Source organism: Acidobacteriota bacterium (assembly GCA_022562055.1).
Taxonomy (GTDB): domain Bacteria; phylum Actinomycetota; class Acidimicrobiia; order Spongiisociales; family UBA5794; genus BMS3BBIN02.
In genome coordinates, this window is the sequence record JADFQA010000008.1 from 48,560 (window position 1) to 74,383 (window position 25,824).

At 59.4% G+C, this 25,824-nt stretch carries 28 protein-coding genes and 1 tRNA gene; 21 read left to right on the plus strand and 8 right to left on the minus strand.

Annotated features, from left to right (window positions below):
• Window positions 1-10 precede the first annotated feature (10 nt).
• Window positions 11-250 carry a hypothetical protein gene (locus tag IIC71_04070; protein ID MCH7668369.1) on the minus strand — a complete coding sequence of 80 codons (240 nt, stop codon included), beginning with the start codon at window positions 248-250 and terminating at the stop codon, window positions 11-13.
• 30 nt (window positions 251-280) lie between these two features.
• Between IIC71_04070 and IIC71_04075 the strand changes: the two genes are divergently transcribed.
• From IIC71_04075 to IIC71_04090, 4 genes are all read left to right on the plus strand, one after another.
• Entirely contained in the window at window positions 281-583 is a 303-nt protein-coding gene (locus tag IIC71_04075) for a DUF167 domain-containing protein (protein MCH7668370.1), read from the plus strand.
• 19 nt (window positions 584-602) lie between these two features.
• Window positions 603-1,346 carry a hypothetical protein gene (locus tag IIC71_04080; GenBank protein ID MCH7668371.1) on the plus strand — a complete coding sequence of 248 codons (744 nt, stop codon included), beginning with the start codon at window positions 603-605 and terminating at the stop codon, window positions 1,344-1,346.
• Window positions 1,347-1,430: 84 nt separating this feature from the next.
• Entirely contained in the window at window positions 1,431-1,925 is a 495-nt protein-coding gene (gene lspA, locus IIC71_04085; GenBank protein ID MCH7668372.1) for a signal peptidase II, read from the plus strand.
• On the plus strand, window positions 1,922-2,836 hold the full coding sequence (locus IIC71_04090; protein ID MCH7668373.1) for an RluA family pseudouridine synthase: 915 nt from the start codon (window positions 1,922-1,924) through the stop codon (window positions 2,834-2,836). The genes lspA and IIC71_04090 overlap by 4 nt, the downstream gene beginning before the upstream one ends.
• A 21-nt stretch (window positions 2,837-2,857) precedes the next feature.
• On the opposite strand, the gene IIC71_04095 is transcribed toward IIC71_04090, so the two are convergent.
• Window positions 2,858-3,823, minus strand: coding sequence for a 6-phosphofructokinase (locus IIC71_04095; protein ID MCH7668374.1), 966 nt, complete (start codon window positions 3,821-3,823; stop codon window positions 2,858-2,860).
• 171 nt (window positions 3,824-3,994) lie between these two features.
• Here IIC71_04095 and dnaE point away from each other — a divergent pair, with 171 nt between their 5' ends.
• Both dnaE and IIC71_04105 read left to right on the plus strand, forming a co-directional pair.
• The gene (gene dnaE, locus IIC71_04100; protein MCH7668375.1) at window positions 3,995-7,498 is read left to right on the plus strand and encodes a DNA polymerase III subunit alpha; all 3,504 of its coding nucleotides are present in this window, start codon (window positions 3,995-3,997) and stop codon (window positions 7,496-7,498) included.
• A 67-nt stretch (window positions 7,499-7,565) separates the two neighbouring features.
• Window positions 7,566-7,781 (plus strand): hypothetical protein, encoded by a 216-nt coding sequence (locus tag IIC71_04105; GenBank protein MCH7668376.1) that lies wholly within the window; start codon window positions 7,566-7,568, stop codon window positions 7,779-7,781.
• A gap of 7 nt (window positions 7,782-7,788) precedes the next feature.
• On the opposite strand, the gene IIC71_04110 is transcribed toward IIC71_04105, so the two are convergent.
• Window positions 7,789-9,423: an FAD-dependent thymidylate synthase gene (locus IIC71_04110; GenBank protein ID MCH7668377.1), complete on the minus strand. Its 1,635-nt coding sequence runs from the start codon at window positions 9,421-9,423 to the stop codon at window positions 7,789-7,791.
• Between the two features lie 98 nt (window positions 9,424-9,521).
• On the opposite strand from IIC71_04110, the gene IIC71_04115 reads away from it, so the two are divergent.
• The 3 genes from IIC71_04115 to IIC71_04125 all read left to right on the plus strand — a co-directional run bounded on the left by IIC71_04115 (window position 9,522) and on the right by IIC71_04125 (window position 10,899).
• Complete coding sequence (locus IIC71_04115; protein ID MCH7668378.1) at window positions 9,522-9,812, plus strand: hypothetical protein; 291 nt, start codon at window positions 9,522-9,524, stop codon at window positions 9,810-9,812.
• Between the two features lie 21 nt (window positions 9,813-9,833).
• On the plus strand, window positions 9,834-10,382 hold the full coding sequence (locus tag IIC71_04120; GenBank protein ID MCH7668379.1) for a hypothetical protein: 549 nt from the start codon (window positions 9,834-9,836) through the stop codon (window positions 10,380-10,382).
• A gap of 88 nt (window positions 10,383-10,470) precedes the next feature.
• A complete protein-coding gene (locus tag IIC71_04125) occupies window positions 10,471-10,899 on the plus strand; it encodes a hypothetical protein (protein MCH7668380.1) in 429 nt (142 codons plus the stop codon).
• Between the two features lie 49 nt (window positions 10,900-10,948).
• Here IIC71_04125 and IIC71_04130 read toward each other — a convergent pair whose 3' ends face one another.
• From IIC71_04130 to IIC71_04140, 3 genes are read right to left on the minus strand one after another with little or no spacing between them, the layout of a single operon-like run.
• Window positions 10,949-11,344, minus strand: a complete 396-nt coding sequence (locus IIC71_04130) for a hypothetical protein (protein ID MCH7668381.1) — start codon at window positions 11,342-11,344, stop codon at window positions 10,949-10,951.
• Between the two features lie 23 nt (window positions 11,345-11,367).
• A complete protein-coding gene (locus IIC71_04135) occupies window positions 11,368-11,937 on the minus strand; it encodes an RNHCP domain-containing protein (GenBank protein ID MCH7668382.1) in 570 nt (189 codons plus the stop codon).
• The gene (locus IIC71_04140) at window positions 11,915-12,475 is read right to left on the minus strand and encodes a xanthine phosphoribosyltransferase (protein ID MCH7668383.1); all 561 of its coding nucleotides are present in this window, start codon (window positions 12,473-12,475) and stop codon (window positions 11,915-11,917) included. The genes IIC71_04135 and IIC71_04140 overlap by 23 nt, the downstream gene beginning before the upstream one ends.
• Before the next feature lie 31 nt (window positions 12,476-12,506).
• On the opposite strand from IIC71_04140, the gene nth reads away from it, so the two are divergent.
• A complete protein-coding gene (gene nth, locus IIC71_04145) occupies window positions 12,507-13,184 on the plus strand; it encodes an endonuclease III (GenBank protein ID MCH7668384.1) in 678 nt (225 codons plus the stop codon).
• A 1,170-nt stretch (window positions 13,185-14,354) separates the two neighbouring features.
• Here the strand turns inward: nth and IIC71_04150 are convergent.
• Window positions 14,355-15,692, minus strand: coding sequence for an MFS transporter (locus IIC71_04150; GenBank protein MCH7668385.1), 1,338 nt, complete (start codon window positions 15,690-15,692; stop codon window positions 14,355-14,357).
• Between the two features lie 153 nt (window positions 15,693-15,845).
• Between IIC71_04150 and IIC71_04155 the strand changes: the two genes are divergently transcribed.
• The 10 genes from IIC71_04155 (at window position 15,846) to trpA (ending at window position 25,046) form a co-directional block, all read left to right on the plus strand.
• Window positions 15,846-16,598, plus strand: a complete 753-nt coding sequence (locus IIC71_04155) for a cytochrome c biogenesis protein CcdA (GenBank protein ID MCH7668386.1) — start codon at window positions 15,846-15,848, stop codon at window positions 16,596-16,598.
• Window positions 16,599-16,675: 77 nt separating this feature from the next.
• Entirely contained in the window at window positions 16,676-18,175 is a 1,500-nt protein-coding gene (trpE, locus tag IIC71_04160) for an anthranilate synthase component I (GenBank protein MCH7668387.1), read from the plus strand.
• The gene (locus IIC71_04165) at window positions 18,172-19,158 is read left to right on the plus strand and encodes a folate-binding protein YgfZ (GenBank protein ID MCH7668388.1); all 987 of its coding nucleotides are present in this window, start codon (window positions 18,172-18,174) and stop codon (window positions 19,156-19,158) included. The genes trpE and IIC71_04165 overlap by 4 nt, the downstream gene beginning before the upstream one ends.
• Before the next feature lie 61 nt (window positions 19,159-19,219).
• Window positions 19,220-19,909, plus strand: coding sequence for a response regulator transcription factor (locus IIC71_04170; GenBank protein ID MCH7668389.1), 690 nt, complete (start codon window positions 19,220-19,222; stop codon window positions 19,907-19,909).
• Entirely contained in the window at window positions 19,910-21,298 is a 1,389-nt protein-coding gene (locus IIC71_04175) for a HAMP domain-containing histidine kinase (protein MCH7668390.1), read from the plus strand. It begins immediately after the preceding gene.
• Window positions 21,299-21,363: 65 nt separating this feature from the next.
• A complete protein-coding gene (locus IIC71_04180; GenBank protein MCH7668391.1) occupies window positions 21,364-21,675 on the plus strand; it encodes a cytochrome c in 312 nt (103 codons plus the stop codon).
• The gene (gene trpC, locus IIC71_04185; GenBank protein ID MCH7668392.1) at window positions 21,675-22,442 is read left to right on the plus strand and encodes an indole-3-glycerol phosphate synthase TrpC; all 768 of its coding nucleotides are present in this window, start codon (window positions 21,675-21,677) and stop codon (window positions 22,440-22,442) included. Before IIC71_04180 ends, trpC begins: the two co-directional genes overlap by 1 nt.
• A gap of 23 nt (window positions 22,443-22,465) precedes the next feature.
• Entirely contained in the window at window positions 22,466-23,050 is a 585-nt protein-coding gene (locus IIC71_04190; GenBank protein ID MCH7668393.1) for a phosphoribosylanthranilate isomerase, read from the plus strand.
• Complete coding sequence (trpB, locus tag IIC71_04195; protein ID MCH7668394.1) at window positions 23,047-24,243, plus strand: tryptophan synthase subunit beta; 1,197 nt, start codon at window positions 23,047-23,049, stop codon at window positions 24,241-24,243. The genes IIC71_04190 and trpB overlap by 4 nt, the downstream gene beginning before the upstream one ends.
• Window positions 24,240-25,046 (plus strand): tryptophan synthase subunit alpha, encoded by an 807-nt coding sequence (gene trpA, locus IIC71_04200; protein ID MCH7668395.1) that lies wholly within the window; start codon window positions 24,240-24,242, stop codon window positions 25,044-25,046. Before trpB ends, trpA begins: the two co-directional genes overlap by 4 nt.
• Before the next feature lie 308 nt (window positions 25,047-25,354).
• Here trpA and IIC71_04205 read toward each other — a convergent pair.
• A tRNA-Leu gene (locus IIC71_04205) sits at window positions 25,355-25,438 on the minus strand.
• Window positions 25,439-25,495: 57 nt separating this feature from the next.
• Between IIC71_04205 and IIC71_04210 the strand changes: the two genes are divergently transcribed.
• Window positions 25,496-25,771, plus strand: a complete 276-nt coding sequence (locus IIC71_04210; protein MCH7668396.1) for a hypothetical protein — start codon at window positions 25,496-25,498, stop codon at window positions 25,769-25,771.
• Window positions 25,772-25,824: the final 53 nt, after the last annotated feature.

Sequence of the window (25,824 nt, forward strand, 5' to 3'; positions counted from 1 at the left end):
CAACAGCATTTCAGTGCCAGGACGGGAGACCCGCGGTACCACCTGGCTTGGTGTCCATCGGTCGGACACCCGCTCGTTGCTCCTTCACGGTGGAGAGACCGGCGGGTTCTACGACCTGATGGCTTTCTTCCCGCAGCTCAAGGGTGATGTCCCACACGGTCGGACGCCGGTCTTGCACTATCACCGGTTCGCTGCCGTCCGAGGGTCGTGTGGTTGCGTCCCTGTCGTTGCCGACAAAAGTGTACACCATGGGTTGGCGGTGCAGCGGTAGCATCGAACCATGGCAAAAGTCCGGATCACAGACCACCCCGATGGAACCGTCATTGACGTGTGGGTGGTTCCCGGGGCGTCGCGCACCGAGGTCGTTGGCGCCCATAACGCCGCCCTCAAGATCCGCGTCGCAGCACCGCCCGAAGGTGGCAAAGCAAGCACTGCGGTCCGCAAGATCCTGATCCAGTTCTTCGCATGCGACGACGCGACACTGATTCGCGGTGCCACCTCCAGACGCAAACAGTGGTTGTTGACCGGTATCGACCGAGCAGCCGTGGTGGCGATCCTCGGTCCCGACAAGCTGCGAAACTGATCACAGGACGGGATGACAGGTGACTATTCCAAAACTTGTAATCGAGAAGAGGTTCACGCTGCAGCATGACGCGGCGATTCAGGTCCGGACAGGGCGTTTGTCGCGCCGAGGGGTATTGGCGACAGGTGTGGTTCTTGCCGCTGTCTTGTTGGTAATAGGCGCTGTGGTTTTCACGATGTCGAGTCCGCTAACTGGCGTCAACGGAACAGGCCCTGTTACAACGGTGCTCGATGCAACCGCGGCCTCGTCCGACCTGCTCGATGCTACCGCGGATCCAGAGGTTGTTGACATGGCGGAGCAACTCAATATTTCGAGAGAACAGGCGATTGACTTGTTCCGCAACCAGGGATTGCTGGACGACTTCGTCGGCGCGGTGGCTTTGGATCCTGGGTTTGTGGCCTATCGCGGTCCGTTTGCCGCGGGCAGTGCTCTCCTCATTGTCGAGCCTGGATTCGAGACTCGTGAAGCGTTTCGCAATCCTCCCCCGGGTCTATTGGTACGCGAGGCAGAGGTTTCCGCAAATGAGAGGGCAGCAGGGCAGGGAGAGGTCCAGACTGCATCCGAAATGGTCGCTGCGACGAGCTTCGTTGGTGTTGTATACGACGCGTTTGACAACTCGTACACGGTGTGGATCGAGTCCGGAACGCTCACGCCGACAATGGGTGCTGACATCGACATGGCGGTGGCATCCCTGTTAGTTTCGAACTCAAGCACCACCGTGCAAGTGAAAGAAGTCGCTGCAGACTGGGCCGACGCTTCGTAGCGTGTCACCCGTGCAGTCTCCAGGGGGCCGATTCCTGGCAATCGGTCAGTGGTACGATTTCCCGCCACTTAGGCAAAGACTGCTATGGACACATCACCACGACTCTCAAATCTTATGCTTGCCATGTTTGTTGCGGCGGACGTTCTCGTGCTCGACATCGCTTCGAAGGCCTGGGCAGTGAGCCGGTTGACCGGCAACCCGCTCAATGTCATCGATGGGTTTCTTCGGTTTGCGGTGACACACAACCCCGGTGCGTCATTTTCGTCTTTTCAGAACTCCGGCCCCGTCATCGCGATCGTCGGCATTGGGGTAACAGTGTTTGTCGTGAAGACGGTTGACAAAGTTGATCACCGCCGGGAGGTTGTCGGTCTTGGTTTCATCCTGGGTGGCGCGATGGGAAACCTTGTCGACCGCATCTTTCGTGGTGACGGGCTGCTCGACGGTGCAGTAGTTGACTTCATCGACTTCTCATTCTTCCCGACGTTCAATCTTGCGGACACTTCGCTCACGATTGGTGTCGTGCTGATGCTCCTGAGCGGCTTGCTGGCGCGTCGGTCGGCCAAGACGTCGGTTTCATGACGAAGCCGCTTGAAGAGACCAGCCACGTCGTTACCGCTTCCGACGCTGGCGCCAGATTCGACAAAATCGTCGCAACCGTCGCCGGCGTGTCGAGGGGTGTCGCCGCCCGCCTTATTGCGGATGGGCGCGCAACGCTGAGGGGCAGATCGGCAAAGGGCAACTCACGCGTCGTGGTCGACGATGTCGTCTTGGTGCTGACGACGCAACAAAAACTTGTTGGTGTGCCGATGTCGATCGATATTGCCTATCGCGACGAGCATGTGCTGGTTGTCAACAAGGTGCCAGGCAGAGTCGTACACCCCGGTGCCGGCCATTCGGGTGACACCCTTGTCAATGGACTCGTGTATCAATACCCTGAGCTTGAATCGCTCGGTGAAGAACGCCGCTGGGGTCTCGTGCACAGGCTTGACAAGGACACCTCGGGTCTACTGATGGTCGGTCTCGACGAAACCACGTTTGACGAGTTACGCGAGCAGCTCGCCGCCAGGAAGATTGAACGTCGGTACACCGCCCTTGTACACGGTTCGCTTGCAGTCAGCACAGGAACGATCGAGGCCTCCATCGGGCGCGATCCTCGCGCTCCGACAAAGATGGCGATCGTGCAAGGTGGGCGGTTTGCGCGAACGCACTATAGGACAATCGAACGATGGGCTGACCATGTACTGCTACAAGTCACGCTCGATACCGGGCGCACCCACCAGATCCGGGTCCATATGCAGTCCATTGGTCACCCTATCGTCAACGACCCGGTGTACGGGAACCAACTTGTTTCGGTGGCCGACCCAGGCAGGGTTTGGTTGCATGCCACCAGCCTTGCATTCATCCACCCTGTCACCCACAAAGAAATCCGGGTACAGGCGCCGCTGCCTCGCGACTTGGCCGAATCTCTGGAGACACTGCGGCGCAGGTGAGTGTGCTGTCGCTGGGCGCCGTCACCGGGCAAGCATCGTCGTCATCTCGTGGAAGTCCAGGTTGGCTGGTCGCTGTTTCCCGACGCCGTCCGCCAGCGACACGAGTTCGATGTCTTTGCCATTCAACGCCGTCATGACGTCGTGGGACCCTTCAACCATTGCTGTAACGGCGGCCACACCGAGGCGGGTCGCAAGAAAACGGTCAAACGCCGAGGGGACTCCACCGCGTTGGACATGCCCAAGTATCGTGATGCGCGAGTCGTAGCCGAGAGACAGGTCGTCGAGATATGTCGCGACGTCATGTATTTCCAACGAGGCGCCCTCGGCAACAAGGATCATGGAGTGGCTCTTTCCGCGGGCGTATGCGGCTGAAACCGCGGCGGCAACCTCTTCAAGAGACACATCGATTTCGGGGATGAGAGAAAATTCGGCGCCACATACCACGCCGGCCATTAGTGCCAAGTATCCGCAGTCGCGCCCCATCGTCTCAATGAGGAACGCCCGCTGATGGCTGGATGCGGTGTCGCGTAGCTTGTCTACTGTTTCCATGATCGTGTTAAGCGCGGTGTCGACTCCGATCGACATGTCGGTTCCCCAGATGTCGTTGTCAATCGATGCTGGAATACCGACGGTTGGCACACCCTGGCCCGCAAGGGCGTGGGCGCCGGCGAGCGACCCATCACCGCCTATGACAACTATGCCGTCGAGTTTTGCCTCCTGGATTTGGTCGAGCGCCAAGCGTATGCCGGAGTCTGTGAGCATGTCCTTGCATCGAGAGGTGTGCAGAAACGTTCCGCCTCGATGGAGAATGTCGCCAACGTCGCGTGCGTTAAGCACGTCCCAATCGCCGGCGAGAAGACCGGTGAACCCTCCGCGGATACCGTGAATCTCGAGACCTTGAGCGACCGCGGTCCGCACAACAGCGCGGACCGCGGTGTTCATTCCTGGTGAATCCCCGCCCGATGTGAGAATCCCGATACGCTTCATGGCCACTGAGATTGCTCCAAGATGTGTCGATCCGTGCCGTTGTAGGCGATAGTAGCCTGGGCACCCAATGCGTCCGAAACTCCCAAGAGACTGGCAGCTTGCATGTTGCGCGGCGGGTTTGCCAGCCTGCTTACACTGGTGTAGTTCGTCACAGTCGGAGCCAGTGAGGCCGTGAGCCAGCAATTCGCCCATCTTCATCTCCACAGCGAGTTTTCAATGCTCGATGGAGCTGCCCGTATTTCAGAAGTTGTTGATGTCGCGGTTGCCGACAATCAACCCGCGGTCGGCATTACTGACCATGGTGTTCTCTATGGCGTGGTCGATTTCTACCAGACAGCTACCGCTGCAGGTATCAAGCCGGTCATCGGCATAGAGGCATACACAACTCCCGGAGATCGCCGCGACCGTTTGTCGCGCCGCGACGATGTGCGCCACCATATGTTGCTCTATGCCCTCAACAACGTTGGCTATCGCAACCTCATCAAGCTTGCTTCAATTGCCTACCTGGAGGGGTACTACTACAAGCCGCGGATGGATATGGAGATTCTTGCCGAGTACTCGGAAGGCATCGCGGCGACTTCAGGCTGCCTTGGCGGACATGTTCCCCAGTTGCTTGCCCCCGACGCCGACTCCGAGGAGGGGAACGCGCGTCAAACACGTGACTATCAGGGCGCCACAGCAGCGGCGGCACAATACCAAGACATCTTTGGCAAAGAGAACTATTTCATAGAACTCCAAGACCACGGCATTCCGGCCCAACGCCGCATTCTTGAAGACCTCACCAACATCGCGAAGAGTATTGGCGCCCCGTTGCTTGCAACCAACGACGTCCACTACACATCAGCCCACCAGGCTGACACCCACGATGTGTTGCTGTGTATCCAAACTGGGTCGAACAAGGCGGATGAGAAGCGGCTGAGGTTCGGATCTGATGAGTTCTACATGAAATCGGCCGCTGAAATGTATGCGTTGTTCCCTGACGACCTGTACCCGCAGGCCTGCAAGAACACTCTCTTGATTGCTGAGCGAGCCGAAGTAGAACTCGAATTTGGGAAGATCCTCCTTCCGCATTTCGATGTCCCGGCTGGCCGCACAGAGGAGACCCACCTGCGCGAGCTGGTCATGGAGGGTGCGCGTACGCGCTATCCGGATATGCCCCAGGTCACCGTGGACCGAATCAACTACGAACTCGGCGTCATTCACGATATGGGTTTCGATGCCTACTTTTTGATTGTGTGGGATCTCATTCGTTACGCCAACGAGGCCGGAATTCGTACGGGGCCGGGACGCGGATCGGCAGCCGGGTCGATCGTTGCGTACTGTCTTGGCATCACGAAAATCGACCCGATCGAGTTTGGGCTGATCTTTGAACGGTTTCTCAACCCCGGCCGTCGCTCCATGCCAGACATCGACATGGATTTTGACGAGCGCTACCGGGCCGATGTGATCCGGTATAGCGCAGAGAAATACGGATCTGACCACGTCGCGCAAATTGTCACGTTCTCGACAATGAAGGGGCGCCAATCGCTTCGTGATGCTGCCCGCGTTCTTGGTCATTCTTACGGGCTGGGCGACAGGCTCGCCAAGGCAATGCCCCCTGCCATCCTTGGCCGAGATGCGTCTCTTGCGGATTGTTTGGAGCCTCCGGGACCCGATTCCTCATCAGATGAGCGTGATCATTACACGGCTGCTGCCGGGCTTCGTGAGCTGTACGAAGCCGACCCCGACGCCCGTGAGGTTGTCGAGGCCGCCCGGGGTATTGAAGGTCTTCGTCGCCAAGATGGGATACACGCTGCTGCAGTCGTCATCTCGCCAGTTCCGTTGACTGACATTGTGCCGATCCAGAGGAAAGGCGAAGACGCAGAAGTCGTCACTCAGTACGAAATGGGTGCCGTGGAGGCGCTCGGCCTTCTCAAGATGGATTTTCTCGGTCTCCGCACTCTGGCCACCATCGAACGCGCCCTCGAACAAATCGAACGAACCACCGGCGAACGGATCGACATCGACAATGTCCCGCTCGACGAACCGTTGGTGTACGAAATGCTTCAGAGGGGCGAATCGCTCGGGGTGTTCCAGTTCGAGGGGGGACCGATGCGGGCCCTGATGAGGAACCTAGGCCCGGAGGAGTTCGAGCACCTCATCACGTTGAATGCGCTTTATCGTCCAGGGCCGCTCGGAGCGGGTGCACACCTCGAGTACGCCGACAGGAAGAACGGCCGGAAGGAAGTCACCTACCTCCATCCGCTTCTCGAAGACGTGATGAAAGGCACATTCGGAGTCATGGCATACCAGGAACAGGTGATGCAAACAGCCCAAATTATGGCTGGCTTCTCGATGGCCGAAGCAGACATGCTGCGCAAGGCCATGGGCAAAAAGATCCGCTCCGTCATGAAAGAGCAGGAGGACAAGTTCATCGCGGGTTGTGTCGCCAACGGCCACGGAGAGAAGGTTGGCCACGAGATCTTCACGGTCATGGAGCACTTCGCCGGATATGGGTTCAACAAGTCTCATTCAGCGCCATACGCCCTCATTGCCTACCAAACAGCGTGGCTCAAGGCGCGTCATCCGACCGAGTACATGGCGGCATTGCTGACGTCTGTCAAGAACGACAAAGACAAGACCGCGGTGTATCTCTACGAGTGCCGGCGGATGGGGATCTCGGTGACAGTCCCCGATGTCAATCGGTCCGAGGTGGAGTTCGTCGCCTCTGGCGGCGACATCATCTTCGGGCTGGCTGCCGTGCGCAACGTTGGGGACGGTGTCGTAACGTTGATTTCACAGGAGCGCGAGAAGAACGGCGCATACAACGACTTCCATGACTTTCTCGCTCGGGTCGACACCGCGGTCCTCAACAAGCGGGTGCTGGATTCGTTGATAAAGTCCGGTGCGTTCGATTCACTTGGCCACGCCCGCCGCAGCCTTTTTGAGAAGTATCCAGACATGATGGCCGCGGCTGTGATACGTCGCCGCAACGAGGACATGGGCCAGTTCAGTCTGTTTGGTGGCGAGACGACCGGTGTTGTAGAAGAGCGAGTTGAGATCGGGGACGCCGAGTGGCCAAAACGCATGCGTCTCGGCTTCGAGAAGGAAATGCTTGGCCTCTACGTCTCTGACCATCCGCTCCTCGGCATCGAGAGGGCGCTTGCCCGTATGTGCTCGACGGATCTCGCCGGTCTCTGGGACAAGGCCGACAAGTCACAGGCAACTGTGTCGGGCATTGTCGGGAGTGTCACCACGAAGTACACCAAGGCCGGGACCCCGATGTATTTCTTTGCGCTCGAAGACCTTCAGGGGAGTGTTGAAGTTGTGTGTTTCCCTAAGACGGTGGCAGAGTTCGGCGGTCTGATTCGCGAAGATGCAATCATTGTGATTACAGGAAGGGTCGATCACCGAGGAGACGACGTGAAGTTCATCGGCCAGAATATAAAGGAACCAGACCTGTCCGAAGACCACGCGGTTCGTTTGCGAATTCCGGCATCCGCGTTGTCGCGCAACATGGTCGACCTCCTCCGTGGAGCGTTGTCGAACCATCCAGGCTCGGTGCCGGTGTTTCTCCACATGACTGCTGACGAGGGCGAGCGGGTGCTGCGACTCGGTGACGATCATTGTGTTGAGCCGCGTTCTGCGCTGTTTGCAGAACTCCGCGAACTGCTTGGCCCGAGCGTTGTAGTTTGACCACCGGTAACACATAAAACACCGGCCGGGTGGGTAACCTCGCTGGACAAGAGATGAGGAGCATCACATGGCTGAACTTGACGTAGGCGCCTTTTTGGTGCGGTTTGAAGAACGAGCCAGGGCTGTGAAAGATCGCGGGATACCTCCAATCGAAGGCGATGCCAGGCGGACCTTCATTGACCGCATGAAGCTGGACTACATGGACTACGCGCTTGTCGGCGCCGCGAAATGGACGCTCGAAGACGAACACCTGGTGTTACGTATACCGCTGGGTGAGTCGTAGCAGTTCGTTAGATTCGTTCGGCTTCGGGCTCGGCGACACCGGCCGCGGCGCGTCTAGCCTCAGCGCGCCGTTCACCGTCGAGCCTGGCTAGGTCGTAGTCGGTGTAATCAACGTAGCTCATGGCGTCGGCAATGAGCTTGTGCCCAGCCTGGGTCTTGATCAGCGTGTGCATTGTCTGACAAACGCGTCGGTAGTCGGGGTGGCCACCTGCAGCCGTGCGAAGTTCAAGCAGATGAAACGCCTCTCTTGCATTCATCTGTAAGAAGAAGCGAATCTTGTATGCAAAGGGCACAACGTACTGGCCAACGTCTTTGCCGTACGCATCCGTCACGTCGGCGTACAACGCTGCGGTACGTTCCATTGCGCCCTGCCACGATTCGACGGCTCCGATGTCGTTGATCGATTGAGGGGTAACGAACCCATGGTCGGGCGTGAGTCTCTGCCAGTCGAGTGTCAACAATCGGTGGCGTTGCAGGTCGCGGAAGATGCCGTAGTCACACAGGATGTCGAATCGGTAGTCGGTGCGCTCGAAGCCGCGCCCTGGTTTGTGACGCCGATTCGTTCGGTCTCCAACGCTCGCTGCGATGAGCGCTGCCCGTTTATCTGGCGGCAATGCGCGTACATAGTCGAGGATCTGATCGTCGGGCTGTGATGCATAACGGTACAGAACTGCTGCAGCGACTTTGGTTTCTGCGTCAGGGTCGAAGTCGACGAGTGTTACTTCGGGTCGGTCTGTGGATGGCGGGATCTCGCTGGCGTGGGTCTCGAGATCCTCGGCAACTGTGCGGAAATACTGTGACCATGCCCCGCCCCTTTCGGGGATATCGACCCGTTTCATAAACGAGGGGATCATCTTGCGGAGCTCTGTGAGCATGAGATCGCCGTAGTCACGCACCTCGGCAAGTGGGTGGGCTCTCATCCGTAACAGCAGCGCCTCGTATGCCTGACCCGATGCAAATATCCCAACGTTTGATAGCGCCGATGCCGGCAGAAGTCCCCTTGCGTCGTCGCAGGCTTTGGCTCGAATAGTCGATCTCCAGACAAAGTTGGAGTCCTCCGGCGCTTTTGGATACAGCTTTTCGTAGTAAGCAACGAGACGTGACACAACATCGCTGTACGTGCGGAACAGCGATTCCATGGTCTCGCGATAGGTGTTTGCAAGCGAGCCGGCAGCTACTTCGGGGGGCGTCATGTAGCGGTAGCGGTAGCCGAGCCGCTTGTCGTAGAAGATGTAGCGGGTTGACTGTTCGAGATACGAGGCTAGCCGACCACGTTCGAGCACCTTGGTCAACACGTTCGACGCTTGCTCGCACGCTAGGTGTGCGCCACCGAGTTGTGCCACCGAGTCGTCACCGTACTCGGAGAATATCCGTTGGTAGAGTCCTTCGGCCCTCGTGCGGGCGGCGTCGGTCTCTCCGCTGTCGGCTGAGAGTTGTGCACCCATGTCCTCTTTCGAGTAGAACTCGTCGAGAAACAGACGTCTGATGGACTTGGGGGAGCGGCTGTATCTGGCGAACAGTGCGCCCTTGACAACCTCGGGAAGGTTGATCAGACCGAACACCGGCTTGTCAAGGTTTGTGAAGAACCGATTGAGGATCTCAGCCTCTTCGTCAGTGAAGCTCTCGATGGTGAATTCGGGCATGGATCCTTCGCCGATGATTCGGAATCACAACAGTGTTGTTCACGGTAGCGCGTCGAGCAATCCATGCGCAAGACACGACGTCCGCTAGCCTGCAAGACGTGAAATACGTGCTGCAAGTGTTCCGTGCCGTTGTGTTCCTGGCCATGATCGGAGTCGCGTTCATCCCCGTGTTGAGCCTCGCCGATCTCACCGGTGGAGGCACAGGTCTCGGTCTGTGTTCCTCCGGTCTGGCGTGGTGCGACAATTCCTACTTCGTCGGCCCCGAGATCCTTGCGGCCTTGGTGGCCGTGCTTGCAGGGCTGCTTGCGCTCTTCCACTACGCGGGCAAGGGCATCTGGTGGATCGAACGTCGCCAACAAGACGATCTCCGCAGACGTGGCCTGCTGTAACGCGGTCCACTGGACAGTCGCATGCACTCCGTGAGGGTGGGGTGGGGTGTTCGGGGGTTTGTGATGGTTGCGGTGCTGGCCCTGGTGGCCGCGGCGTGCCAGACGACCGCCGGTTCCCCGACGGTGTCATCTACTACGACGACCCTTGCACCATTCTTATCCGCCTTCGACGCCGGGCAACTTCCTGATGGCACGGACGTTGAACTCGTTGGTGTTGTGGTTGTCGAGAACGGTATCACGAAGTTTGCGAACCTATTTCTCGATCTTCCGCTGGGCGGCTACGGAGCGACGATAGCCCTTTATGGTGTTGACGCTGATCGGTTGGATATGTTCAGGTATCCGGTCGTTTCCACGTTGTGGTCGGACCACTACCGGGTTTCGGGGACTATTCGCGGTGGAGCTCTGTATGCGGATAACTTGGAGTTTGTGAGGGTTCACGGATCTCGGCAGATGATCCGGGACTGCGAGGCCGCTGTTGAGCATCCTGACGACCTGGGAACATGCACAGAAGTATTTTTCGAGTACTACCGAGACTATTCGGTTGACTACCTTGACGATCGGGACGGGTAGATCACGGACCGTCGGTCCTGGAGTTGTCTGGCTGTGAGCGGCGTAGTTGGGGCTGGCCTCGTTCCGGTCCCGTTGTATGCTGGGCGGGATGCAGTCACACGGACTCTCCGATGAAATCTCCTTCCCGAAGGAACCGTTGCGCGAGCGGTTTCCGCGCTACCTGAAGACGTACGGGGTGCTCATCGTTGCTTCTGTTGCGATCGGGTCGTTGTTTGGTCTGCTCACCGATGCGGGTGTCGTGCGCGGGGTTGGCGGAACGTTGGCGTTTGTCGGTCTCGGTGCGGTGGGAGGTGGCGGGTTCTTTGGTGGTGGTTACGACTCGATAGGAAAGGGCACTACCGGGTTCCTGTTCGGAGGACGCTCCGAGGTGCGCCCCGAGGACGAAGGAACGCATCTGGCGGATCGTCTTCGTGAGGGTCTACGACCCGAGGCGAACCCAACCGCCTTCTGGGCGGTCATCGGCGGTTTCGGGCTGATCGCTGTGGGGGTCGGCATCCTCAGCGCGTTCGTGTCCTAGCGGCCCCGATGCCGACGAGTAGAACTTTCAGCGACTTCCAGATACACCGCTAGTGCAGGCGGCGGCTTGTCGACCAGAGAGATCCTGCAATGACGACCGCGATTCCCGCTGCGAGCACCCACATGCCGGCTCCGATGGAGGCTGTGTGACCACGCAGTTGCAGCACGTCTATGGCTTTTACCGCGTCTATGTACTTTGCCACCATCAACAGCGCCGCACTAGCAGCTAGCACCATCGACATGACGGTGCCGCTCGGCGTGAAACCTTCTGCGATCTGTCCGGCGACTGCAAAGACTGCGATTATCGCGGTGAGAACAACTGCCGGCCATGCGTCGGCGACGATCATTGACCAGTTGTCACTTGTTGGCGATTGCACCGCGTCCAACGGCAACGACGCCGCGGCGACGATGGCGCCAGCAAGAACGAGGATCCGGGAAGGATGCATGGCCTGCAATGTAGCCGGTAGCCCTACAACGGCGGAAGCCCACCGACGGACTGCAGCGCAGCGGTGTCATCATCGGGGTGAGCGATGACCCGATGAGCAGCGCCACATGTTGCGCATTGGTACTCAATGGTGTCGGCGCCATTCGATCGTCCAAGACCTACCGGGTGCATGATGCCGCCACATTGTGCGGCTCTATCTCCCGGAACGTTGTCGACGTGGAGCGACACAAGGCACCTATGGCAGTGGTCTCTGACAGGCACCCCACCCTTGGGAACCGCCGCCCCGCACGACAGGCACTCAAACTCCTCGTCGCGTGTAATTGGGTTGCGCCGCTTGCGTGACGCCGCTGCGCGGCCCGCCGCCAGTCGTAAGAGCCGTTTTGCGGGCCATCGCTCTGCGTCAGACGCAAGGTCAATGCCCAGGGCGCGGGCATCGACCACGATTGCCGTCTTGATTTGGTTGACGTCCGGTGAGGTCTCGATCGCTGCGGCGATCCGTTTCAGTGTGGTCCGACTGTGCTTGGCATCAGCCACAAGTTCTTGCACTGCCATGCCGGCCACGTCAGGATGGTCAGACGAGCGTGATCGTGCCATTATTGATGTTTGCGATCTTTACCAGGGATTCGACGGTCCAGTTGTGTGCCTCAAGTCGCCTGCGGCCCTCGGTGTACGTCTTCTCGATGACGAAGATAAATGTGACGACTTTGCAGTTGGCCTCTTCAACGATCTCACCGAGTGCTTCCGCAGTGCGGCCACCGGCGAGGAAGTCGTCAACTATTGCAACGCGAAGACCAGGTGAGAGAAGGTGGCGTGCGACCTCCACTCGGTACTCGACACCCTTGGTGGGCGAAACGACTTCGCGCCCGAAGGTGTATCGGTTCCCGGGTCCGACGTACTTCTTGGCATACACGCACGGGATATCCGTCAAGAAGGAAGTGGCTAGTGCTGGGGGAATGCCGGACGCCTCAGCCGTGAGAATGAGGTCGACGGATCGATCGGCGAGCAAGTCGGCGATTTGGCGGCCCGTCTGTTTCATGACGATCGGGTCGACCTGGTGGTTGAGGAAATCGTCGACCTTGATCAGGTCGCCTTCGACCCGGGCGCGGGAGGCGACTATTTCGGCGATGTCCACGGCCCTGAGTGTAGAGGGTAGAGTCGCCCTTATGACGCGTCTGCCGCTAGATCCACCGCCGACTGCACAAGAACGCCGTAATGCTCGTACGATCTTCCGTCGCATAAAGAAGATCTATCCGGTGGCAGCGACGGCCCTTGCTTATGAGAACGCCTGGCAACTTCTGGTTGCGACTGTCTTGTCAGCCCAAACCACCGACGAGGCGGTCAACAAGGTTTGTTTTGAGTTGTTCGAGCGGTGGCCCACGGCCGATGACCTTGCGCAGGCGTCGCTCGATGCCGTCGAGCAGGTCGTGTACTCAACTGGCTACTACCGTCAGAAGGCGAAGTCGATTGTGTCGCTTGCCGCAGATGTGGTCGACAAGTTCAATGGCGAGGTCCCCGACGACCTCGATGCACTCGTAACGCTGCGTGGCGTCGGTCGTAAAACTGCAAGTGTGGTTCTCGCCGAAGTCTGGGATCGCCCGGCAATCGCAGTCGACACGCATGTGAAGCGCGTGGCGAACCGCGTTGGCATAACTACATACTCGGACCCTGAGATGATCGAGTTTCACCTCAAGGCATTGTTTCTCAAAAGCGACTGGTCGGGCGTGTCGATGCGTATGATCCAGTTCGGTCGCGACGTCTGCGATGCGAAGCGGCCTCGCTGCTGGGAGTGTCCGCTTGCGGATCGATGCTCTTACGAATCTAAGGCTCTCGCCCCGGCGTGACCCGACCATGGCACAAGACCGAATTCGACAGCGCAATATCGCGCCTTGCATGGCCTGCCTTGGGTGCCCTTGCCGCTGACCCGTTGATCAGCCTTGTTGATACGGCGTTTGTTGGCCGCATCGGTACCCCCGAGCTTGCCGCACTCGGGGTTGCGACCGCGGTGTTTCTTGTTGCATTCACACTGTTCAACTTTCTGGCGTATGGCACCACTCCGCTCATCGCTGGCGCGCTTGGCCGTGGGGAACGCGAAGAAGCCGCGGCTTTTGGTGGTCAGGCCGTAGTGGTTGCGGTGGTGTTCGGCGTTGTCGGAGCCGTTGGTCTGCGTGCGTTTGCGCCGTCAATTACCGATCTTATCGGGGGTGGCGGTGAGACGGCGGCCCTCGCAACGCAGTATGTGACGATCCGGGCTCTCGCGCTGCCCGCCATGCTGGTAGTCACCGCTGGTCACGGCGTGTTTCGTGGATTTGGCGACACCCGAACGCCGTTGTGGATCACTGTCGCGTTCAATGTCATAAACCTCATCCTCGACCCGCTGCTGATATTCGGTGCTGGGTGGGGTCTCGGCGGTGCCGCAGTCGCCACGGTTGTTGCGCAATATGTCGGAGCTGGCCTATTCCTTGTGTTCCTCGTGAAGCAGCGAGACGACGGGACGCTCGTCGACTTCACCCGCCCAGCCTGGCAGTCGGTCAAGGCATTTCTGTCAGTCGGTGGAGCGATTGTCGTGCGGACGACCTCGCTTCTGATCGCCTTCACAGTTGCAACGGCTGTCGCTGCACGCGTCTCACCGGTTGCAGTAGCGGGCAACCAAGTCATCGGCCAGATATGGTTCTTCCTCGGTTTTGCGGTCGACGCACTGGCCATTGCGGCGCAGACACTCATCGCCAAAGTGCGTGCAGAGGTCGGTATTCGCTCTGCAAGGGTGCTCACCTTTCGGCTGCTATGGATGGGATTCGTGACCGGCGTTTCGTTTTCGCTGCTGCTGATCGCGCTGCGTCCGTGGATCGCGAGATGGTTCACGCAGTCACCGGCTGTACTTCTCGAGGTCGATGCAACCTACCCGGTGCTGATATGGCTCATGCCGATCGGCGCAATGGTGTTTGTGTGGGACGGCATTGCGATCGGTTTCACGTCTGTGCGGTTCATTGCAGGCGCAATGGCCGTTTCGATGGCTATTGCGGTGGCGGTTCTTGGCCAGGTGGAACCACGGGGCTGGGGTCTTCGTGGGGTGTGGTGGGGGATTGCGGCGCTGGTTGTTGCTCGGGCGGCGGCGTTTGTGGTGTGGCACGCTGTTGGGCCGCTCCGCGAACAAGATCCAGTCCCCGGGTCTCGGGGAGTGAATACACGAGAAACATAGCAATGACGAGTCCGGCGCCGAGCAGGGAGATCGTCGAAGCCATTCCGTATCGTTCGATTGTTACTCGGCCAATTACGAAGCCGAATATCGAGCCGACAATCGCGATGTTTGTCAGCCACCCTGAAGCCGACGCCCGCACCCGCGTCGGAAACAACTCAGCTCGGTGAGCGGCGAACGAAGGTGCCAGCATCGACATGCCGAACGTTGCGAGGAAGATCGCTGGCGCCAACAGCCACCCGGACGTCACTGTATAGAACGCGATGCCACCAATGAGACCAAACAGCAGGGCGACGATCGTTGTCGGCCGGCGTCCTATGTTGTCCGACGCTCTCCCACCAAAAAATAGCCCCGACATACCACCGCCAGAGAACACGATGATGAGAAACAACGCCGGGCGCGTGTCCCAGCTCAGAGTGCCGATCAGTCGCTCAAGAGCGAAGTCAAACGCGGGGGACGCAAAGGCGCCAACGAAGAAGCTGATGCCAGCAAGAGGCCAGAAATGTCTACTCAGACCAGCCTTTAGCGCCTGCGAGAACGTTACCTTGGTGGAGTACTGCACATACGCCCGGCTTTCTGACAGATACCGATTGAGTATCGGAAAAACCAGCAGAGAAAGCGCCGAGATACCGAATAACACCCGGTATCCGTCAAGAGAGCCATCAGCGATTGGGAGTGCCCATAGTGCCAGACCGGTGCCGAGGCCGCCAAGCACGCTGTAGATTCCCAGCCCGTACCCGCGCAGCGCCGGTGACAACTCCTCGGCAACGATGACAATGGCCAGACCGGCAACCGCAACGATGCCGATCCGCGCAATGCTCTGACCTACAACGTACGCCGCTACTCCCGGGACCATCGCGGTTATGAGGTTGCCGGCCGGCAGCAACAAGAACGCCATTAGAAGCGGGCGGCGCCGACCTTTCGTATCGGCCTGGAGGGCGAAAACGAGGCCAAACAGCGATGCGGCACGCACGACAGCGAACACTGCTGACATGTCTCCTTCGGTCATCCCCAGAGACTTTCGTGCGAATGGGAGAGTGTTCGCCATGAGCGATCCGCCGAAGCCGGTTGAGAATGCCACGAGGCCCATGAGAAACAGCACCCGGCGGTCGCGCAGCGTGAAGCGGGGACGGCGTTGTGACGGGTTGGCAGTCATGGGTTCCTGTCGATGAGCGGCGATCAGTGACAAGAGGTTAGTGGTTCACCGGCGTCGCGGGTGTGCAGGTATTGTCTTACCGAGCTGGCGCTGGGAACATGAGAGCGCCGCAATGCGTTGATTGCCTGACGTGACCCTACCGGCAGGAGCGAAGTGGACCCCCTAAATCTGATCGCGGCGTTCGGCTGGGGCGCGTTGTCGTTTCTCTCACCGTGTGTTCTGCCACTCGTCCCCGGCTATCTGTCTTTGATGAGCGGCTATTCGCTCCAGGAGATATCCGACGGTACTGCCTCATCAAGACGGGTCACCAAACGAACAGCTCTATTCGTGCTCGGCTTCTCGATTGTTTTTATGGCTACCGGCGCAGCCGCCACCAAAGTCGCACGTTTCATTCTCGAATCGCGTTCGACGTTTGAGACGGTCGCGGGATGGTTCATCCTTCTGATGGGTCTATTCATTGCGTTCACCGCGGTGTGGCAGCCCTCCTTCACCTTGCCGATGTTGAAGGAACGTCGATTTGAAATGCGGACGGACCGACTCGGCCCCGCCGGGCCGGTGCTCATGGGTTCCGCGTTCGCCGTAGGTTGGACACCGTGTGTCGGTCCGTTTCTTGCCAGCGTGTACGCATTGACCGGTTCATCAGACACGGTCTTTGCGGGCGTGGTACTGCTTGGGTCGTACTCGCTCGGTCTCGGACTACCGTTCCTCTTTGCGGCCCTGTTCCTGCAGCGTGCGCTGGGGACGTTTTCGCGGATCAAGCCACATCTCACCAAGATCTCAGTCCTTTCCGGGCTGCTGCTTGCCGTGTTTGGAATCATCCTGCTGACGGGGAACATCGGCAAACTCTCTGGGTGGTTTAGTGACGTTCTCTTTTTCCTCAAGCTTGACTTTTTGACAGTGATCTGATCGACTGACGGCGATCTAAATGGCCTAAGTGAGCTGAACGGTCCGTGGTCGGTAGCCATCCATCTAAGGTCTGGGTCATGAAAGTAGACATCAGCCGTGAGGTCTTTCTCGAACTCGCCCGGACCTACAACGTCGTGCCTGTATCGGTAGAAATTCTTGGTGATCGCGAAACCCCTGTGTCAGTGTTCGAACGACTCGTTGGTGGTGCAGACGGATTCCTGCTCGAGTCCGTGGAGGGCGGCGAACGATGGGCGCGGTGGTCGTTTGTCGGGTGGAACCCAGAGTTCACGTTGACGTCGATCGGTGGCGTGACGACAGCGGACGGCCCAGGTGCGACCGTCGAAGGCTCAGCTTTCGCCGACGCGGACCCACTCAGCGCGTTGGAACTGGCGACCGAGGCGTATCGGACACCCCCCGGGGAACTCCTCGGGTGGGGAGATGAAATCCCGCCGTTGTTTGCGGGCGCGGTGGGATACCTTGCGTACGACATCGTGCGATACATTGAACACCTTCCGAACCGTCCGCCGGACGACCGAGGACTCCCAGAACTCATGTTTCAGTTTGTCGGATCGATGGCGATCGTCGACCGGTTCCGGCAAACGATACGGCTGGTTCGTAACGTCTTTATTGACAGTGATCCAACGTCCCAGTACGACGCCGCAGTTGCGGACCTGGACACAATGGTCGATCAGCTCGGTGAGGCAGCCCCCTACCGCGTGCTGTCTCGACCGGCATTTGTTGACCAGGGCCAGCCGCGGTGCAACATCGACCAGTCAACATTCGAGGACGCGGTTCGCACCGCTACGGCGCACATTGTCAAGGGCGACGCATTCCAAATTGTGCCGTCGCTGCGACTCGAAGTCGACTTCACCGGCGACGCGTTCGATGTGTACCGAGCCTTAAGATTGCTCAACCCAAGTCCGTACCTATTTTTCTTAAGGTTCGGAGGTCTCGCGATAGCGGGGTCATCACCTGAACTGATGACCCGAACCCGCAACGGCAAGGTGTACTCGCGACCCATTGCAGGGACGCGTCCCCGAGGTGCCAGCCAGGAAGAGGACGCCGCGTTGGCGGAGGAACTCATCACCGACCCGAAAGAGCGTGCCGAACATGTCATGCTCATCGATCTCGCTCGCAACGACGTCGGTCGCGTGTCGGAGTTTGGCAGCGTAACTGTGGACGACCTGATGGTGATTGAGCGGTACAGCCACGTCATGCACCTCGTGTCCGGAGTTTCTGGAACGTTGCGCAAAGATGTGGGCCCGATCGACGTGTTGCGTGCGACCTTCCCGCACGGGACCGTCACCGGAGCGCCGAAGGTGCGCGCAATGGAAATAATCGACGAACTCGAACCGGTCGCCCGGGGACCGTACGCTGGTGCCGTTGGGTACATTGATTTCTCTGGCAACGTCGACACTGCAATTGCGTTGCGAACCCTGGTGATTGCAGACGGCAAAGCTTGGGTGCAGGCTGGTGCCGGGATTGTTGCGGACTCTGATCCGACATCCGAGTACGAAGAGTGCATGAACAAGGCAGCAGCAGCACTTGCCGCCGTCGCCGCGGCAGACAAAGTATGAGCACAGCGCCTCTCGATGACGTCGCCGGTGAGTACGCCGCCTTGCGAGGCGGGGTCGGAGTGATTGCCGACCGTTTGGAAGCAATTTGGGTGCGGGGGCCCGACGCGGTGAGCTTCCTCCAGGCAACCTTGACCCAAGATCTGACCGCGTTTTCACAGGGTGACGTCACCCGAGCGTTCCTGCTGTCACCACAAGGAAAAATCAGAACGATGTTGTGGGTGCTCGTTGGCAACGACGAAGTTGTTCTGCTCTGTGACGTCGGATCTCAGGCGACGGTCCTTGGTGACCTGACGCGCTTCAAGTTGAACACGGACGCCACGATTGACGCCGTGCTGGGACCGGTGCTTGAGGTGATCGGTCCCGACGCATCGAGCCTTGTCGGCGATCTTGGTTACGTGGTTCCCGAGTCGCGAAGGTGGGGGTTCTCATCGTCGGGGGAGATGGTTGCGAGCATCGGCCACATTCGCGTTGAGCTCGCACGGTACGTTCTTATCGGCCCGTCGACGGAAGCCGTTGTCGATGCGGGCGCAGTCTTGGTCGGCCACTCTGCGGCGGAAGCAGTTCGTATTGAAGCGGGGGAGCCTGTAATGGGCAGCGACGTTTCCGAGTCGGCCCTCGTTCACGAGGTCGGTGTACTGAACGGTTCTGTGAGTTTCACCAAGGGCTGCTATCTCGGTCAAGAAATCGTGGAGCGTATCGACTCACGCGGACGCGTTACCAAGCGGATCGTTGGTTTGGTCATGAAGTCGGGCGTAACGCCACCGTCGGGCGCAGTCGTGTTCGTCGGTGGGGAGCCGACTGGGGAGATTACGTCGGCCGCCGAGTCATTTGAACTCGATGCGCCGATCGCGCTTGCCGTGGTGCGTCACAAGGTCCCCGACGGCGCCGCGGTCCAGATCACATGGCCGGGCGGGGAGACATCAGCAACGTTGCACGAGTTGCCAATAACCACGTTCGCGGAGGACGCATCGGTTTCCGAATGACGCCTGAACTCTGATCGTTCCCTTACAGTTCTCTCACACAACGTACCGATGATTGATGTAGATGCCTTGGGAGGCAAGCGTGAGCCACGGAACCGTGCTGTTGATCGAAGATGACCCCGACATCGCGGATCTTCTTGAAATGACCTTCGAACAGGAAGGGTTCCGGCTCGTGCATTGCGACACCGGCGAAAAAGGTCTGCAACGTCTTGAGCAGCGCGACATCCGTGCGGTTCTTCTCGATGTTGGCCTCCCCGGGATCGACGGGCACGAGGTGTGTCGGCGCATCCGTTCATCGACAGACGTCCCGGTGCTGATGCTCACTGCTCGCGACGGAGAGATCGACACCGTTGTGGGCCTTGAGATAGGCGCGGACGACTACATCACGAAACCTTTCTCACCTCGCGAGGTCGTTGCGAGGGTCAAAGCGGTGCTGCGCCGGTCAGAGGAGAAAGTCGCCGCGCCTGAGACCGTCGAGGTGGACGGTTGGCGTTTTGACTCAGGGCGTCGTGACGTCACTAGCCCCGACGGATCGGTCGTTCGTCCCACGGCTCGCGAGTTCGACCTTGTGTGGTACCTGGCGACTCGACCCGGGCTTGTGTTATCTCGTAGCCAGATCCTTGAGGCCGTGTGGGGGTACGACTACTTTGGAGAAACCAGGACGGTCGATGTCCACATCCGTCAGCTCCGAAAGAAGCTTGACGGCGTACCGATCGAGACAGTGTGGGGTGTCGGTTACCGGTTGGGGGCGTAGATGCGGGTTCGTCTGCTCATCGGCACTCTGGTGGTCGCGCTGCTCATGCTGGTGGTTGGGGGAGCGGCTGCTGTGAGTATCCAACGCAACGTGACCGCGGACGCTCAGGACGAGCTGTTCGAGGAGGCAAACCAGATCGCTCGGGTACTCGGACGAATCGAGACCGAGGGTCAACGACTGAGAAACGTGCAGATCCTCAACTTCGGTCAGCGACAGCTCGTAAATGCCCTCGCCACGGTCGGTAACTACGACTATCTAGAGGTAGGGATTATCACAGAGCGCGGGTTGCGGATAGCCGAGGATGACGCGGTACTACTACCTATCCTTGAGGGTCAGCTCACAGATCGAGCGGTTCAGCAGGTCGATGTCGATGGCGAACCGGTCAACGTTGCGGTTCGTATCATTGCCAACCTTGACCGCGAGATCGTCATTGCGATCGGTTCGCGTGCCGGTGTTGTCGACCGGCAGCTTTTCACACGGCCGATGGTCATTGCGACGATTGTCGGTGTTCTTGCCGCGATCTCGCTATCTCTTCTGGTGTCACAGCAGCTTGGGAAACGGATCGACGCACTGTCGGACGCAGCACAAGTGATCGCCGCCGGCGATTTTTCGGCCCGAGTAGACATCAGCGGGAGTGATGAAATTGCCGCCCTAGCGTCAGCTTTTAACGAGATGGCCGCGGGCCTGGCAGATGCCAAACGTCGCGAGCGAGACTTCCTCATGAGCGTCGGTCACGATCTACGAACACCTCTTACCACCATCCGCGGGTATGCGGAAGCGCTCGATGATGGACGCGTCGATGCGGAGCACCTGCCGAGAGTTGCATCGGTGCTCCACACTCAAACGCAGAGGTTGTCGCGTCTTATCGAAGACTTGATGCTGCTTTCACGCCTCCAAGCACAGGAATTCACCCTACGTTATGAATCCGTCGACTTGACTGCACATCTCGAAGCCGCAGTCGCCGCTCTGACCGAAAGGGCCGAGACGCTCCACATTGCAGTGAACTCAGACCTTGCGGTTGTGTCAATGGGTCAAACTGATCCCGATCGAATCAGCCAGATCGTGGGCAACCTCGTCGACAACGCTTTGCGATACACACCCGAAGGCGGAACGATCACGGTCGGGTTGGGGACAGTCACGCACGGAGGTTGTGAAATCTCGGTGTCTGACACCGGTCCGGGCATCGACGCAGACGACCTTCCGCACGTTTTCGAGCGGCTTTATGTTGCCCAGCGTTATCAGGCGCTGCGGCCCGAGGGCAGCGGTCTCGGCCTGGCGATTGTTCAACAGTTGGTGACAGCACTCGGTGGTTCGGTCTCTGTTGAGTCGGAGCTTGGTGTCGGTACGACGGTACGTGTCACGATTCCATGGACGACGTCACGAGCCTAGGTCGATGTTTAAAGACCGAGGGTCGATGTTCAAGGACCGACGGTACGTCCCCTACACTTGCCACCATGCACCGCCGCCTCATCCTGCTTGCATTTGTTGTTTTCATGGTCGTATCGAGCTGTGGCACCTCGACTGAGGGCAAGTTTGGCCAAGAACTCTTTCAGGCGACGTGCGCCAAGTGTCACAGCCGTGACTTGGGCGGCGGCATCGGACCCGCCATCGGTCCGCAGTCCAACGCTGCCACTGCACTGTCTGACGAGCAGATCGGTAACACGATCCGCATTGGGCCGGGGCGGATGCCTTCCTTCAAACAACTCAGCGGCGACCAGATCGACTCGCTCATAACGTATATCCGGTCGGTACAGGGTGGTGGCTAGTGATTCTTGATGACATCGTGGCCTCGACGAGGCGCCGAATAGCGCCGCTCCAAAAGCAACGAACAGAGCTGCGCCGCGCGGCTCTCGATGCAGAGCCGGCACGATCGCTGTCTGACGCGCTGACGTGTCTCGGACTCCAGGTGATAGCCGAGATCAAACGTCGGTCGCCGTCCGCTGGACAACTGGATGTTGACCTCGTTCCTCAGGACCTAGCGACGATTTATGTTGCAGGTGGAGCGGCAGCGATCTCGGTCCTCACCGAACCCGAATACTTCGGTGGATCCGCCGACGATCTCGTTGACGTGCGATCTGTTGTCGACGTGCCGATCCTTCGCAAGGACTTCATTGTGGATAGCGCGCAAATATATGAGGCCAAGATCCTCGGTGCCGATGCGGTGCTGCTCATCGTCGCGATACTGGACGACGAGGTACTTGGTGCGCTGCACGATGCCGCGGCGTCGGTTGGCCTCGAGGTGCTTGTCGAAGCACACTCTGAGGAAGAGGCCCTGCGGGCCGTGGCCATGGGAGCGAAAATTGTTGGCATAAACAACCGCGACCTCACCACATTCGCGACCGACCTGTCCACCGGGGAGCAGATCGTACCGATCATCCGAGATGCGTCGGTTACGGTCGGCGAGAGCGGGGTCTCCAACCTCGAGGGGGCGTCGCGGATGGCCGTTGCCGGCTTTGACGCCATCCTCGTCGGTGAGGCGCTGGTGCGTTCGGACGACCCTGCGGCGCTGATCACCACACTGGGTTCGGTGTGACTGTGTGGGTCAAGGTATGTGGCATGACGAATGTCGGTGATGTGCGCCACGCTGTTGAGGCCGGCGCAGATGCCATCGGGATCATCGTTGCAGCGTCCAGCGTGCGCCGTGTACACACCGACGAGGTTGGGCTCCTTGTCGCCGCCGCAGGTGGCGTGACGACGGTGCTCGTGTCAGCGCACCAAGCGCCGTCCGATGTCCTTCTCATTGCCGAGGATGCGGGTTTTGACTGGATACAACCACACGGTCAGCATCAGGCGGCGGTGCTCAATCTGGCAGCCGAGCGCGGGTTCGGCGTCCTTGCGCCGGTGCGCGTTACGTCAGGCGAAATCGACCTGGATCAGCTTGCAGACGACGTTACTCCGCTCCTCGATATGCACGTCGAAGGTTTCGACGGGGGGACTGGCGTTACCTTCGACTGGGCGCCCACGAAGAACATCGGCAGAGACTTCGTGTTAGCGGGTGGCCTCGGACCCCACAACGTGCAGTCTGCAATCATGACCGCAGACCCGTGGGGCGTGGATGCGGTGACGATGTTGGAGTCTGCACCGGGCATCAAGAACCCCGCTAAGGTCACCAGCTTTATACAGAAGGCGAAAGCGCTATGAGGGAATACCGGCCAGACGCAACGGGTCGCTTTGGCGACTACGGCGGCCAGTTTGCACCCGAAACTCTGATGCCGGCGTTGCAGGAACTCGAGGCTGAATTCGACCAGGCCTGGCAAGACGAGTCATTTCATGAAGAACTCGACCAGCTCTATGTCTCCTACGTCGGTCGTCCCACGCCGGTGTATTTCGCGGCCCGACTATCCAAGATGGTGGGTACGGACGTCTACCTCAAGCGCGAGGACCTTGCCCACACCGGTGCACACAAGATCAACAACACCTTGGGGCAGGCGCTCCTGGCAAAACGGATGGGGAAACCGCGCGTCGTTGCTGAGACAGGGGCCGGTCAGCACGGTGTTGCAACGGCGACCGCGTGTGCCCTGCTCGGGCTGCAGTGCGTTGTGTTCATGGGTACCAAGGACATCGACCGTCAAGCTCTCAACGTCTACCGGATGCGGCTTCTCGGCGCAGAAGTTGTTCCGGTGACGAAGGGTGCCGGGACCCTAAAGGACGCGGTATCAGAGGCGTTCCGTGACTGGGTTGCATCCGTCGAGACGACGCACTACATCATCGGTTCTGTTGTCGGCCCGCACCCATTCCCATACATCGTGCGCGAGTTCCAAAAAGTGATCGGGGAAGAGTTGCGTGAGCAGATGACGGGAGAGTCCGATTCGCTACCGAGCCCCGACGTGATAGTCGCCAGCGTCGGTGGGGGATCGAACGCAATGGGGATCTTCTACCCGTGGATAGATAAGGGGATCGACCTAGTCGGTGTCGAAGCCGCCGGCCTCGGACTCGGATCGGGAAAGCACGGCGCATCGCTCGTCGCCGGGTCTCCCGGAGTGCTGCACGGCGCTCGCACCTACATGTTGCAGGACCTCAACGGGCAAGTGATCGAGGCACACTCAATCTCCGCTGGTCTCGACTACCCAGGATCCGGTCCCGAACACGCCTACTTTCGTGACCAGGGCATCGCCCGGTACGTCGCGGTCACCGACGCCGAGGCGCTCGCCGCCTTCCGCCAATTCTCCGAGCTCGAGGGCATTATTCCGGCACTCGAATCGGCGCACGCCATTGCGTGGGTGATACGCGAGGCCGGCTCGCTTGTCGGCCAGACAGTGGTCATAAACCTGTCGGGGCGGGGGGACAAGGACGTCCAACAGGTGTTGGCGATGACCGAGGCCGGCTCGCAGTGACCGGTAAAGATCGGCTGCGAAGCCTCTTCAACAAGGCGAAGGCTGAAAACAGGGCCGTGTTCCTTCCCTATCTCACGGCTGGGCTGCCATCACCGAAAGACTCTGTTGCGATGTTTGAGGCGATGGCCGCGGCGGGTGCGGATGGCTTCGAGGTTGGCTTCCCGTACTCCGATCCTCTGATGGACGGCCCCACGATTCACGCCGCGGGGCTGCGAGCTCTCCAACAGGGCACCACGCTTGACGTCGCGTTCGACATTGTCGGGGACATCGTCGACAAAACAGGCAAACCGGTGATCGTGATGACGTATGTGAACCCGGTGCTCGCGGTCGGCGTTCAAACGTTTGTTGATCGACTCGTCGATCGTGGCGCTTGCGCGCTGATCGTGGCAGACATCGCCGTTGGCGAGACCGCCGACATCGCGGCCGCATGTGCCAAAAGGGGGATTGGCTATGTACAGTTCGTCGCGCCGACCACCGGAAGCGAACGGCTCGAGAAGGTTGTTGCTGACGATCCGGTGTTCATCTATGGAATTGCCGAACTTGGCGTTACCGGGGAGCGAAGCGAAGGTTCGCGCAATCTGAACACCCTCGCCGAGAAGGTCCGCGCTGTCTCTGCAATCCCACTCGTCTTTGGAGTTGGCATCTCAACACCGCCGCAGGCCGCGGCCGCGGCAGCCGTCGGCGACGGTGTGATCGTGGGATCGGCCTTGGTGCGGCGTGTGCTTGAGGCGTCGACCACGACCGACGCGGTGTCTCAGCTTGGCGCGGACACCGCAGAATTCGCGAAGTCGATGGTCCGCTAGCGCGACAGCCGCTGCATGGTGTGGTCTAGCGGCGGACAGCCGCTGCATCCGTAGTCCGCGGCAGGTCACGTGGCGCTCATAACGGACTAGTCATCCTGGGACACGTTGAACCATTCTCGACAAATGGGGCGGTCCGAGCGATCCTTTGCGGACGGAGTTTATCGCTAATCCCCTTCGGCGACTTCTCCTAGAACATCGTGCGGTTCGTCCTACGGTTTCGAACGCACCATACCCGGGGCGGACGGCGTTGTTCCACGCAAGGAGCGGACCTCTACGGGTCCGCTTCTTGCGTTGTACCGTTTGTTTTGTACCGGGAGGGGGACTTGAACCCCCACGGGCTTGCGCCCAACGGATTTTGAGTCCGTCGCGTCTACCGATTCCGCCACCCCGGCTTGTGGTGAGCGACAGGTTAGGCGATCTTGCATCGCGACGAGTCGTACAATGCATCGATGGAGAAGAACGAAAAGAAGCTGTTCGCCATCATGGACGAACTGGCTCAGCTCGCGCGGGCAACGGACCAGCTTGGTCACGAACTATCGATTCATGAGCATCTCCATGATGACGCAAGGCGAGATGCCCTCGTGTCCGACAACCCATTCGATCGCGAAGACGCCAGAATCACAAGGCAGGATGTCGAGCGGATGCGGCGCGAAATTCTCCGGTTAGAAAAGAGAAGCGCAAAACTCGACGCAAAAAGGGAAGAATTGCTCTCGAAACTCGATTGACAGCCGATGTACCAGGAGGGGACTGCACCGAAATAGTCCTTTAGGCCTCTTCC